Genomic DNA, 13647 nt, shown 5'->3' on the forward strand with positions numbered 1-13647 from the left:
AGAGCTATGAGGTAGTAAAAGGAATACTTTATTTTGGATAAAATCGGGTAATTTTTTGTTGTGATAGCCACAAATTGTTAATCATGCTTTATTACAAATTAGTAGGACATACACCCGTTGCTGTTAATTCATTGTCAGAGTGGCAAGATTATTTACACTCAGTACAAGATTCAGGACAACATCTAGTTGCCGAAACTATAGTTGGGGAGGCCAAAGTATCAACTAATTTTTCGGGATTTGATCTCACTTTTGGAGATCCCCCGTTGCTCTTTGAAACGATGGTTTTAGGCGGGCCTCATCACGGGAGAATGCAGCGTTATTCTACATGGGAGCAGGCACGCTTCGGTCATGATCGTACCGTCATAGAAGTCATGACTACCTCCCCACCAGATGAGTAATCTCAACTGAACATAGAGTTATTTTTAATACTTAAACCTAATAATTTACACAGAACTGGATGAACTACAGCGCAGATTCTTTACCTGAGATCAAACTCATTCCCCTTGATCGTGAAGCTCTACATTTCACACAGCCAGGAGAAACTAGAAGACCACCAACCGATATTCGGTGGGTAAAAGTTCTGGAATTTTTACGCAGCAACAATCTCGCACCCAACAGCCGCAAACTCTACGAACGCGAACTCAAAAGGTTTTTGGCTTGGAGTGAGCTACATTATCATGAACTGCGTCCACGTCACCTTGCGCTATATAAAGAATATCTCCGTGATGAAATACGGACTGATGCAGGTAAACCGCTTTCAAAAAGCAGCATCAATGCGGGAATTGCGGCACTCAAAAGCTTTTTCAAATGGATGTGTTACACGTATCCTGAAATTATTGCTACTAATCCTACACTGGGGATAAAACTGGAAAAAGTGCCACTACCACCAGCCCAGAGTTTAACCCCAGAACAGATGGAACAGGTTTGGTCAGCGTTAGAGTTATTGGGAGAAACAAAGCAACGCGATACAGCACTCCTTCACATTCTCAGTCATGGACTCCGGGCAGGGGAAGTTGTACAGCTAAATGTTGGCTCATTTGATGGCAAGCTGCTATTTTTACCAGACACCAAAACCAATGAACCACGCTTAGTTCCACTGCGAAAAGAGAGTCGGGAAGTTTTAGCAGAGTATTTGCGATCGCGAGAAGAAAGGAGTGAGGTGTTAAACAGCCTTAGCCCACTGATGATTTCACACCATGCTTCATACAAAGGTGAACGCTTGAGTTATCACGGCATTTACTTCGCTGTGGAAAAAATCGGTGAAATAGCTCACATTGAGGATTTGCACCCTCACTCCTTTCGTCACACCTACGCCACTGACTTATTGCTATTGGGAGTTGACCCCAGCCATGCACGAAAATTAACAGGACATCAAAGCGAGAAAGCGTTTCGGCGGTATACTTTACGGAGTGAACAAGAGGCGGCGATCGCTGCTTACTATCGTGCGATTGGCGAAGAAGCGGAGTAAGGTATGCCCAAGCCACTTGATCCCAAATGTCAGCTATGTTCTAAACTACCAACAACTCAAGCCAAAGTTTTACATGGAACAGCAGGGGACGGGTGTTGGAATTCAAAAGTCTGCCACAATCGCCGCTCATTCTATCGCCACCGCTCCCAGAATAATTCAGCAGAAATTGATGCGATCGCAGTCGAACCACCAGCAACATATTTTGCAGTGCTGTATTTGTATAAAGAACCAGGGGATAAGCCATTGCACGCTATGTCGGCAGAACTCTGGCTGGGGCAAAAACCTGTTTGCCGCTTAGAACCAATTCACTGCTTTGGGTTAACGGCTGGTAAAATACGCGCCTATACAGATCAGGTGTTGCAGGCTTTTGCAAAACAATACAGTGTTTCACTATATCAATATAAGGAGCTGTTCGAGATTGCACCAACACATTGTCCAGTGCGTCCTTGTCCCTTGCACCCTGACTGATCGTCATACAAGCGATCGCTCCAGCCTCACTCACATTCATACTTCCCAAGATTCCAGTTTTAACCCTTCCGCACCCTCCAGTCCGGCATGACGCATGAGAGAGCTTCCCAAAAACCATTACCATAATTGCGGTGCAGCAAGTGAACAATCTCATAGGCTACTACGTACTCCAAGACTGACAAAGGCGCATCAATTAACTGCCAATTGATGCGAATCACTCCATCTTTTCCGCAGGTTCCCCAAACTCGCTTTTGCTCTGAAAGCCTAACAGGTGGTAACTAAAGACCCAACTTACGGGCATAAACTTTGATTTTGATGAAGTTCTGAATATCCTGCCAAGCGCAATCGCGTTTCCAATTAGTTAGTGCTTGCTCAATAGCATCTTCTCTTTTACCCCCAGCCAACTGGTGTGGTACTTGAATGTAAAAGCGGCTTCTGCAAGCGATAGTAACCTGTTCTACATCGGCTGACTCTCTCGATACATGGGCTAGTATATATCTAGCTTGTAACTAACTTAGTTTTTCAAACCAAATAAATTTTTACTGTACAATATTTGGGTATAAAATTATTGCTTTCAGTTTATTTTTAATACTCTTTGAAATCCTCCTTTCTCCCTATAATATTCACAAGCATAAATTTCAGGATCTTTTGTCGGTAAGATCACTCTCCCACACTCTACTGCTATTGAGACGGGAACTGCGGGCAAAATGAGTATTTTGCAGTTCTTTCCGTGTTTTGCTTGTATTTGATTAAGTAATTTACGGTATTCGTAACTAAAAATTTCAAGTTGTCTTTTTAATTTTAAAAAGTGTGGTGATGCTTCAGATACAGTAATTTGATAGATACTGCAATTATCAGAAACTAAATTTTCATATTTATCATACTCAATGGTATCACTAATGGCTAATTTCAGTAAGACAACTTCGCCTTTCCCATCTTGTTCGCAAGAAACTAAATAAGGTAACTCAACACTTGAATCTTCTTGCCAAGACCAAGTTTTACTCGTATCCTCAATATTCCTGTGCGATTGATAAATGTCTGCCGGAACAGTATCACCTATACACTTACCTAAATACATGAGTAAAGGCATAGGTGATATTCCAAATATGGAAAAATGTTTAATCTTCACATCATCAATGCCTTCCTCTAAATCTCTTAAAATTCTACGCTTAATTTTGTTGTCAGCAAATGTTTGCCATTGTTCAGGCGTTCCTAACCTATCAAAATGGCTTTCTTCTATCTTTATTCCTTTTAAGTCTGTTGGAAACTTCGGGAACATTGCATTTCTTATCACTTCAGTATTTATAGGAACAATCCTGTCACCAATATTTACAGAGAACAATAATACTGTAGATTTATGTATATCCTCTGGATAACTCGTTTGGATCTCTATTCTATCTTCGTGTTCTTGCTTCCAACGACGTAATAATTCAGTTGGATATTTTCTTTGATGACGATCTATTTCTATATGGCATCGTTGGCACAGAAGCATTAAATTAGAAAAATCTATTTGTAAATCTTCTGACTGGTCTGTTCCTCTTGGCCCAGTTTCACTTGAACCAATAATATGTGCAACTTCTGCAAAGTTTCCTTCACTTAAAGTTAATCCATTATACCAAACAGGTGTATTACACCCTTTGAACTCGCAACGTCCTGCTGACTTTACCCAAAGTTGTAATTTGACAGCTTCTGGGATACTTTTTCTAACCATAATTTACAGTTTTGGAAAATCCTGATTTTTTGCGTTGTTATACAAGTATTTACAATATTACATTCACTTAATTTACTATTTATTCAAAGCAGATTGTCAAGTAATTAGCTTTGTTTTAACTGCTGTCATTTGATGTACTTTCATTAAGTAATTCAAAAATAAAAGTTTTTTTATTACCCTCCCAAACTCGTAAAACTTTTATGCCAATAATAATAAAAAACAAAGTATCTCCGCTAAAAATATCTTTTTTAAGGCGAGCCTGCCAATTTTTAATGTCAGTATCCGAAGGTATAGGAATATTCTCAGGATGAGTGTGCCATTCTCCTATATAAGTACTTGTACCCCCACTTTCTAGCCAAGATTGATCGAGGATTTGCTGGTGAGATTGGCGACTACGCCAGAAATAAAATCGTTGCCAGCGATCGCCCGCCATTGGAACTGTTATTTCATCAATAACAATATCTTGACTGTTACGAATGTAACGCCCTATTAAGATTCCCCCTGCTTCAGGTTTGTGTCGATCATCTTGAACAAACGCCAGCATACGTAACAAAGCATGGCTGCTGATTTCAAGCTTGCTTTCGTCTGACTTTCTAAAGATTAGTGACTTCATGCTTGTTGTCCACCACAGACCGGACATTGCAAATTAATATAGTCGTACCTGCTTGCCTGTAATTGGTCAGGAGTCAACAAGTAACGTGGAGATACTTTAAAACCCGCAGCTACAAAATTATCATCAGTTCCTTTCCAAGATAATATGGGACTACCTCGCTCACGCTCTGTTAAAGCATCGAGTGCAAGTCTAACAGCAGATTCAGCTGTTTTTTGCGCGTCTAAAAAACTATATGGTATATATGAACTACCGCAGCCCAAGTCATCTTTAGCAAAAGATTGGCCGTAGGCAGCAAATGCCGATTTATTGTAGAGTGGGGTGTTAATTGCGGTGGCTGAGGTAAAAAGGCATTGTAAGCAACCTGGTTTATCAGGGCGGGTAAGCAAAGAGTGTCCCCCAATTCCTAATGGTTCTAGCCAAGTAAACACTGTGATAGGACTTTTAGATTGAGTAAAATGCAATAAATGGTTAATATATAGTTCTCTTGTGGGATCACCTGTAGCAAAAATTGCTAAATCAAAATAGGACAAATCAATCAGTCTATCTTTAATGGCTTGCTCAATGTATTGTTGGTGTGTTGTGACTAACAAATAAGGATACTTGCTTTCGATTTCTTCTTTAAGGGCTGTAACTTTAGGTTGAAAGAGTGCTGTCTTACCTAAAACGTGTCGATATATATTTTCTGGTTTAAGAATGTCAGGGTCTACCAGTGTCAAGTGCATAATGCCTGCCTGTGCTAGTGCAAGGGCTATATAACCGCCAACCGCACCGCATCCAACAAGGAGAACTCGGAAGTTACCGAATTTAGTATAACTGCCACCTCTTTGAAGCAAGTAGTCAAGGTCATAGCGTTGAATATTAATTGGTATTGGCAAATTTTTTACTCTTCCAGATAAAAGTGGATGACCACCAGCAACACCAGAAAATAAAAGACCTATAAGGGTCATTCCACCACGCGGACGGGGTAAACTTAAAATAACCAGCTCTTCCGATTTCCACTTTCTCCCCCAATGTCTTAATAAGCGACGATTTTCTTCAGACAAGTTCTTGTGGACAATCAATTTTACGTCTTGACTACTCCAGGGGTTATTGGGTTCGGGTGGAAGTACAAATGCACCGTCTTTAAGCGGAATGTATAAAGCAGTACGTCTTGACAATAAATCGAGTTCTTGACTGTCAGTATTTAAATATGCCTTTATGGTACTAATGTTGTCTGCGGTTAATTCTGTGCCTTTGTTATCCGTATAAACAAATATTTTGCGTAATACATTGTCTATTGGCAAAAATGCAAACAAAGTCTTGGAACTAATTCGTTGCCAATATGCACCGAACTCGTTCATAAAATCTAGTTTATTAGAACCTTTGACACCTGCTTGTAGAACATCAACAGCTTTAGCGATCGCTTCAAAAATAATGCCAATAGGGTCTTCTGAATTTAGCAGCAGTCCCTCGGAATCTAAATAGCAAATGTTGCCATCTTCCTCCACATGTGGAATGAAGCCAAGAGCATCTGATGGACGCAGAAATACTTTTGGTAGGCAAAGAGGAAAGTTACAATCAACTCCAATACACAACGCTACGTTTTTACCCGCAATAGCTACCTGTCCTTCAATTGCCCATATAACACCGTGGGTTTTGAAACTATTCAGATCATTTTCAGGTAATATACGTAGATCATGAAGATATTGTTCCTGTGTTAGAGATGCAACGATGTTAAGTTGTGTTTCTATATCCAGCATTTAAGCTGAAGCGCTAGAGGAAATAATGGCTGGTGGTCGTTTTTGTGCCGTGTCTTCTCGACTGGGTATGGGAAAGTCATCTCCAAATTGTTTTTGAAGGATTTTGCAAGCTTCTACAGGGTCTGCTTTTTGTTGAGCTTCCCCAATGGCTTCTAGTAGAATTTCTAATTTCTCCTGAAAATCTGCCATTTGATTATCAGTCATTTTCTCAAACAGGTCGTTATGGGGAGAGACAGGTAACTCCACTATCAACCGTTGAACTATGTTGCTGTTAAAGTATACATTTTGGAACTTAGCAAGCATAGCGTTGACAAAGCATCGCAAGGCTTCTAAATCGTTGTAGTTTTTTATATTTGTAAACGAGTCACGAGTGTAAACTGGGTTGAACCAGTGGTAAGCTGCAACAGTAATGCCAATTCCAATCGGCGCTGCGTTTCCGTCGCTAGAGAATTTCACATCCTTCCAGCGTTTGAGGTAACGAATAATGCGGCGAAATTGTTTATCATCTTCTCTGTCTAGAAAGTGATTTTTGATCAGATGTATAAAAGTTTGGGGATCAGATTCTTGCCAAAATCTATGTTCTATAGCGGAATTTAACTTCCCCTTGGCTAGATACATTTTGCCATCTGGGTTACAGTCTTGATCCGAGTAAACTGCTAAATCAACGTGGTAAATGGGTTCGCCTTCTTGTTGGTAAAATACTGTGACACATGGGCGGCGAATTTCAACTCGTTGGGTATGTCCATTTAAAGCAAGATATACCCATGTCTTCACTTTCACTGGGTCGGGATAGTCTAAGTAGCAAATTTTAAATCGTATCCCTGTATCAATGTCGTAATGCCCATCAACTGGTTTAGTACCAGTACCCATTGCGTAACTACCCTGGTCAAAAATTTCGTACTTTGGTGGTTTCAAACCTTCGATCTCAAAGATTTTTATCAGTCCAGAGTCCAGACGAGCGAGAATGCGATCGCGTTTTTCACGAAGCACTTCATTCTCATCGAAGCGCTTAAGTTTGATTGCTTCATGAAAATTAATCATTTGGTATTGTACATTTGCCATATATCTTTTTCACCCCTCATGAGTTATATCTGAAAGATGTAATGTTGGTTATCTAGCATCTTTCTTGCGTAACTTTCTATTTTCAAATAGCTGTAGCATTTTTAATTCTGGTTAGTTTACTTTGAAAAACTAAAAGACTTTTCAGTACAAAAGTACTATTAGAAATTAAAGTTTACATCAGTATGAATACTGAATTTTAGTGACTATTACGAAAGTAGGATATTGCATTACCAGGATCATCGCCAACCTCCAAGGTGCTTGCGCTGGCTGACCCCGTTGTGGATACAGTGATGCGAAATCTTCATCCTGATAAAAGACTCCAAGTTCATCACGCAGTCGCATATATAAATTACCTTTTGGAAATGCGGCCTTGGCTACACGCACCGTTTCATTGGGAATAGGAGGAATTTCTTCAGGATGTAAACACATATACTGCCTCCACAGGTATTTCTTCTAGTTTATTGATTATTGAGGCAGCTAACTTAATTTTTTTATTCTCGTGTAATACACGGAGAGGTGTGATTCTCCTTTTCATGTAATACACGGTAAAGCCGCCGTTTTTTTGTTAAGCAATATTTCGCCAACGGTATCCGTATCTCGGCTCAATACCAATACCAAGAGCCTTCCAAATATCATCTGTTAATCGCAAAGAATGTACTTCACGATAGTCATCATTCTTAAGCGCAAACTTTCCTTTTTGCCTACTTTTACCCTTATATGGATTTGAGGCTTATTTCTGCCTCAAAAATGTTTAAGTCCCGTTATTTGAATTATAGAGAAATACTTGTATGTAGCTAATTCATCCCGTATTTGTGCAACGCCTATAAAAATTAAACTTTGACCAAACTAATACCACTGTTAAATAAATCTTCAATCGTTTGTTTATCCCTTAAAATTACTCCTAATTCATCTCTATAAGTTAAATTAGGATCTGCTCTAAATGATAAAAAATTAAAGCTGGTTACTATTGCAAACTTATCATCACAAACTACTTGCTTACGATGACTATTGGTGGTTTTTTGAAAATTCAAATTCTTATAATTGTACATTAAATTCTCTAATTTATTAATTGACCAAGTATCATTTTTCATACTCCCCGGAGTTTCCTTATACCCGTATATGATATTAACTTGGACTTTTCGTTTCAATGTCTCCTCTAAAATTGATAAAAATTCTTGATTTACCACATTACTTTTGATCCAGGGAGAAACTATCATTACTCTATTGTTTGCCTGTTTCAAAGCCTTAAATAGATATTCTCGAATATCACAAGTATGAATTACTTCCGATATTCTACTTTGAGTTTTTATTTGTTCTAGTTGTGCCTTAAGTTTTTGCTTTTCTTCTTTGACCGAGTTATTTGTAATGTCTATGAAATAATCAGGATCATTAAGTGAACTAATTCTTGCACTGATTTGTTCTACATTTTTAATATCCTCATCGTTAATACTACTAACAATTTTAGTAAAAGATTGATTAGAAGTATTATCTTGTTTCATATCCTGAAAAATAGGATCAAGTATTTTTTTACCTTCACCATATAATTTTTCTATAGTTTCTCTATAATCTTTCTGAATAGAATCTCTAGAAAAAATTTCATATTCTAATTCAGTATCATTCGCATTACTTTTATACAAAACCAATAATACTTCATGCCATTCAGGATATACTTTTTCTATTTTATTAACTTGGATCAATTCAATAATATTATAACCTGGAGGTTGTAATAATTTTTCAATATCTTGATAATGGTCAATAATATCTTCTATATTATCTTTTCTCGGCCTTTTTATTATTTTCTCTATACAACTGTTTTGATACTTTTTAGTATCAAATTTACTCAAATGAAATTTATCTATCAACTTTCCATTTAAAGCATCTAAATAGAAAGTTTTGGTATCTGAAATAGGGGCTAAAACAGTTTGCTTTTGTAAAGCATCTACTCCATTTTGTGTAAGATTAAAACCGTGTTCTCTGATAATTAAATCATTGGAGATTAATTTTGATAATACTTTTTCGATAATATGGTTATCCATTCCTAAGAAACCAAAAATTTCTTCTAGTTTATTCAAACCATTAGCAATACATTTCATTACATATTCTTCCAATAGTTCTAAATCTCTACTGTCTAAATAAGTTAAATCAAGAGTTAAAACATAAAATGGATAACCGATAGGTTTACAATCAATTACTATGGCTTCAGGATGTGAGTGATATTTGCGAATTTTATTTTCAAAATCCTTGATTTGACTAACCATAAAATCACCTCATTATTATCGTTATTAACTAAATAAAATCATTAGATTTTAATCGTGAACAGGAAGAACTACTGCTATCAATATATTCTATTAATGGTTTAAAAGGATTAGAAATATTGTTAGGAGTTCTCCCCTGATAAGCCATATTATCATTACCCACTATAATTAATAACTGTTTAGCACGAGATAAAGCAACATTTAATCTGCGGTCATCAGATGTAAAACCCAATTTATTATGTTTATTGTTTCTGACTAAATCATAAATAATAATATCACATTCACCTCCCTGAAAAGCATCTACTGTACGAATAATGATATGTAAATTTTTCCATAATTGCTTATCATTAGGAGCAATCGCAGATTCTAAAATACTAATTTGTGAACGATAAGCTGAAATAACACCGACTTCTTTTTGTAACTGATTTGATTCGCAATTTTCTTGAATTTTAGCTAAAATTCCCTTAATAACTCTGGCTTCATAATGATTTATACGACTTTTTCCATTTTCTCTTTCTTGAGATTTTTCCCCTGCATCGCTAGTGGATATCCAATAAATATTTTTATCAAAGATTGTTACATAATGCTGTTTCTCTTCAGGGTTTACAAGATTGCTTGCCACCTGATTATCATAGAATAATATACTAACAAGATTACCAATATGAGGGTGCATTCTATATTGATTATTCAAAGTTATTTTATTAGTTTTAGGAAGTTGTTCATAAAGATATTCAAATAAACTCCTTTCTAGGATAATTTTTTGAATATCTTTTTCACTTAAAGCTCGTTCCTGTAATTCTTGATCAATAATAGGAGGTAATTGTTTATGATCACCAACTAAAATAATTCTTTTTCCTTTGGACATGGGTACAAAAGTTTCAGGAGCAGTTGATCTACCAGCTTCATCAACAATTACCCAATCAAAGTTTCTATCTTTAAATCTTGCTACTCCTAAACAAGTTGCACCAACAACATTTATTTCATCTATAAATATAGATTCTAAACTTTTTTGTTTTCTTATAAGTTTTTCATTCCATTCTTCATTCAGCCTTTGTAGTTTAATAAGCTTTTCGTAATTTTCTTGATTATCGCCTAAAATACCTTGTAATACTTTATATTCTTCATTAATCCAATCTGACAGATTTTTATTATCAGGATATTCTATTCCAAATTTTGTAGTATATATTTCTAGTAATTTTAATATTTTTTGCTCCAATTCTAACTTTTCAGAAATCAATTCTATAGCAGTATCAGAAAAATCAATAGATGCTAAATTGTCTTTATATATAATTAACTCTGAATTAAATCTAGAAATTATTTGTGTTAATTTGTTAGCCAATATTTGTAATTCTTTATTTTTCGTTTTTATATCTTCCAATTGAGCAATTTTTTTTACTCCTGATAGAAGTAGCTCATTTTGTTCTTGGTACTGTTTCCAATAAATTAAAGACTTATAACGTAGAGAATCTTGCCATTTGATAATAGCTTTTTCTACCTCAAACTGTCTAGCATCTTCTTCTATCTTTTCTTCTCTACCAATTCTAATACATTTAATTTCCTTATCTTCAACACGAGAAATTCTTGTTAAAACATTATCAACTGCTACATTAGACTGGGAAGAAATCAAAATTTTATCATTAGGATATTGATTTAAAATCTGTAAAATAATTTCTGTAATTACAGAAGTTTTACCTGTACCTGGTGGGCCTTGAATTAGAAAAATATCTTCAGTAGCTAAAGCTTTACAGACTGCTTTTTGCTGTGATTCATCTAATTTTTGATTAAAAAATTTATGAATTAAACTTGCTTCTATTGGTTTCACATTAGATGGTTCTGCTATTACCCGAGATAAGGCTGCATTTTCACAGTCTCCATATCTAATTTCTCTTAAAGCCTTATGTCGTTTTTCAATTTCAGATTCTTGCTGTCTTTTATTTGTTTCAATTTTTCCTTTATCTAAAATAGATTCTATAATTTCAGGATTTAAAAAGTCACTAATACTAATATGTAACTTTTCAACTACTTCTCCATTACTAGATTTATCACCATCAATAATATCTCCTATCTCCCATTGCATTTCTTTTTGTCTACCAGAACGTAAGCTTTTTCTAATAGATATAGTAAAGGGTACTGGAGGAGAAGTTATCTTATCAAATTCTTCAATTGAAATAGGCTTTACTAATGATAAAATCAAAATTTGTCTTTGTTTATCATAATATTTTTCTCTGTATTCAAATACAGATTTTTTATCACTAATTATTTGTTTTTCAATATCAATTAGTGATTGCCATTGTTCAAATGTTGCCGCTAAATCTTTATTATTTTTTATTTGATTTTTAACCTGCTGATCTTTTTGTAAAACTTGTTTAATTAATTCAGATAAATCTACTTTTCTTTTTAATCCAGAACCTACCTCAATTATGGGATTAGCTTTGATAGGTAATCCATTCTCAAATATTTGTTCTTGTATATTAGGAGGTAAAGAAATTTCATGTAATACTGTTATTTGGGTAGAATTATGATTATCTAGATTAATAAACCCACGATAGAATTTAGATAAACTCTCTAAACCAATATCAATTGTTAGTCTATTTTCATCATGTTGATGTTTATCTGGACTTTTTTTGAGATGTAAGATATTGGAGTTTTCGTGGAATAAAGACTCAATATGCTTTTTGATTTCTAAAAGGTTATTTTGAAAGTTATATTTATCATTAATTTCTTGTTCTACTTTACGAGTTATATTAAAAACAATAGTAATCGATTGTTTTATTTCTTCCTGAACATTAGCAATAATTTTTCTAATTTCATCCAGCTTAGGACGATTGTCACGATTTTTATCTGTCGCGTTTTTTAAATTTTCTATTAAAGTGTTAAAATTACCACAAGCACTTAAAGTTGTGTAAGTAGATTGATAAAGTATAGTTTTATCTCTTTCATCTTGAAAAGTAATTCTCGCTTCTGGAGTTGATAATAAGTATAAAAATGTCATTCCTAAAGAATAAACATCAGAATCTCTAGAAACTTTTTCTAAATTAATTTGCTCAGGAGCAGAAAATAGAGGCGTATGATAGCTTCTAATTGTATTTGTTAGAATAGTAGTAGTAATAATAGCTATACCAAAATCTAAAACCTTTGCTTGAGGTTGTTCATCAGTTTTTACAATTTTGATATTGTCTGGCTTAATATCTCTATGAATTATATTTTTAGAATGGGCATGACTAATTGCATCAATAATTTGTGAAAATAGATTTAATTTAGTTCTTAAATCAATCCCACTATCAAAATAAGTTTTAATATCTTGACCATCTAAATATTCTAATACTAAATAAACAAGCTTATGACGATTTTCATAACCTTGTTCAATAAATTTAACGATATTAGGATGATTAAAACGTTTTAAAGTCTCAGTTTCTCTTTCTAAAAGTTTAATTGCGTTCTCTTCTTCAGTGGAAATAGTTTTAATAGCATAACGCTCATTAGTACCTAATTTTTTTGCTAAATAGACTACCCCACTACCACCTTGTCCAAGTTTAGCTTGGATATCATACTTACCACCAATAAATTCACCGATAACATTAGACATACTGAATTTCTAGAATTATATTCGTAAATTTGATTCGGTAAAAGCCGTATTATAAAATTATACTATAGGGGTAAAAGTAGCCAAAACACATTTTGCCGCCACGTAAAGCTTGAAAAGCTTGCTATAAAATAGTTACAGAAATAAAATAAATCGCTCTTCTCATCAAAAAACGGAGAAAAAGCTTGTTTTGGCTGTATCAATTGAAGTCTAAGTTATTTGATACGGCATTTAGTCACGTAGCCTGACAGGTACTGCGGAACAACTGCTTTCAGGGCAGTATCTTACTTGTCTCATCAGTCCTTGACGCAAGAATAGTCAAAGCAGACTCATCTGCTCAACAATACGTGTTTCTGCACGGGATGGCTTTAACTTTTCTGTTGCTAGCTGTCCCACTGGAGCTGAAACTTCCGATTGAGTATCCCTAACCAAAACCCACGAAGACATCTTGATATCTTGCTGATTATTCTTAACCTTTGTTTTTGCAGCCATAGCCACTGACGGAATTAGGCGCTCACGGTGAAACTTCTCCTGCAACCCGGACAATACACCAAGCACACCCAACTCTGACCACATACCTAAGTCTTCTCCATTGAGAGTAACTTGGTAGTATCTGCACTTCAAGCTATGTTTACCACAGGGTACGCTTACGTACTTCACAGTATACCCTGACTGATGACAATAGACAATTTTCTAAATTCCTGACACTGGACGACTATTCAAGCGTCAGCTAAAGTGGAAGTGCTAT

At 35.3% G+C, this 13647-nt stretch carries 10 protein-coding genes and 2 pseudogenes; 3 read left to right on the plus strand and 9 right to left on the minus strand.

The window, feature by feature from the left end; genetic code table 11:
- Positions 1–83 precede the first annotated feature (83 nt).
- Genes RRG12_RS09090 through RRG12_RS09100 form a run of 3 tightly spaced genes read left to right on the plus strand, consistent with a single transcriptional unit; the run spans position 84 to position 1936 of the window.
- The gene (locus RRG12_RS09090; RefSeq protein ID WP_420759026.1) at positions 84–398 is read left to right on the plus strand and encodes a hypothetical protein; all 315 of its coding nucleotides are present in this window, start codon (positions 84–86) and stop codon (positions 396–398) included.
- Between the two features lie 59 nt (positions 399–457).
- Complete coding sequence (locus RRG12_RS09095; protein WP_420759027.1) at positions 458–1468, plus strand: tyrosine-type recombinase/integrase; 1011 nt, start codon at positions 458–460, stop codon at positions 1466–1468.
- Between the two features lie 3 nt (positions 1469–1471).
- Positions 1472–1936: a hypothetical protein gene (locus RRG12_RS09100; RefSeq protein ID WP_104902251.1), complete on the plus strand. Its 465-nt coding sequence runs from the start codon at positions 1472–1474 to the stop codon at positions 1934–1936.
- Positions 1937–1995: 59 nt separating this feature from the next.
- On the opposite strand, the pseudogene RRG12_RS09105 reads toward RRG12_RS09100, so the two are convergent.
- From RRG12_RS09105 to RRG12_RS09145, 9 genes and pseudogenes are all read right to left on the minus strand, one after another.
- A pseudogene (locus RRG12_RS09105) lies at positions 1996–2199 on the minus strand (M48 family metallopeptidase); the annotation flags it as partial.
- A gap of 311 nt (positions 2200–2510) precedes the next feature.
- On the minus strand, positions 2511–3647 hold the full coding sequence (locus RRG12_RS09110; RefSeq protein ID WP_104902249.1) for an HNH endonuclease: 1137 nt from the start codon (positions 3645–3647) through the stop codon (positions 2511–2513).
- Positions 3648–3762: 115 nt separating this feature from the next.
- On the minus strand, positions 3763–4260 hold the full coding sequence (locus RRG12_RS09115; RefSeq protein ID WP_181154582.1) for a Mov34/MPN/PAD-1 family protein: 498 nt from the start codon (positions 4258–4260) through the stop codon (positions 3763–3765).
- Positions 4257–5999, minus strand: coding sequence for an E2/UBC family protein (locus RRG12_RS09120; RefSeq protein ID WP_104902247.1), 1743 nt, complete (start codon positions 5997–5999; stop codon positions 4257–4259). Before RRG12_RS09120 ends, RRG12_RS09115 begins: the two co-directional genes overlap by 4 nt.
- On the minus strand, positions 6000–7061 hold the full coding sequence (locus tag RRG12_RS09125; protein ID WP_104902246.1) for a cyclic GMP-AMP synthase DncV-like nucleotidyltransferase: 1062 nt from the start codon (positions 7059–7061) through the stop codon (positions 6000–6002).
- A gap of 219 nt (positions 7062–7280) precedes the next feature.
- Positions 7281–7490, minus strand: a pseudogene (locus RRG12_RS09130) (IS5/IS1182 family transposase); the annotation flags it as partial.
- A gap of 401 nt (positions 7491–7891) precedes the next feature.
- Positions 7892–9319, minus strand: a complete 1428-nt coding sequence (locus RRG12_RS09135; RefSeq protein WP_420759028.1) for a phospholipase D-like domain-containing protein — start codon at positions 9317–9319, stop codon at positions 7892–7894.
- A gap of 28 nt (positions 9320–9347) precedes the next feature.
- Positions 9348–12902 carry an AAA domain-containing protein gene (locus RRG12_RS09140; RefSeq protein ID WP_420759029.1) on the minus strand — a complete coding sequence of 1185 codons (3555 nt, stop codon included), beginning with the start codon at positions 12900–12902 and terminating at the stop codon, positions 9348–9350.
- Between the two features lie 315 nt (positions 12903–13217).
- The gene (locus RRG12_RS09145) at positions 13218–13559 is read right to left on the minus strand and encodes a hypothetical protein (protein ID WP_420759030.1); all 342 of its coding nucleotides are present in this window, start codon (positions 13557–13559) and stop codon (positions 13218–13220) included.
- Positions 13560–13647 lie beyond the last annotated feature (88 nt).

The organism is Nostoc sp. CALU 546 (assembly GCF_048836525.1).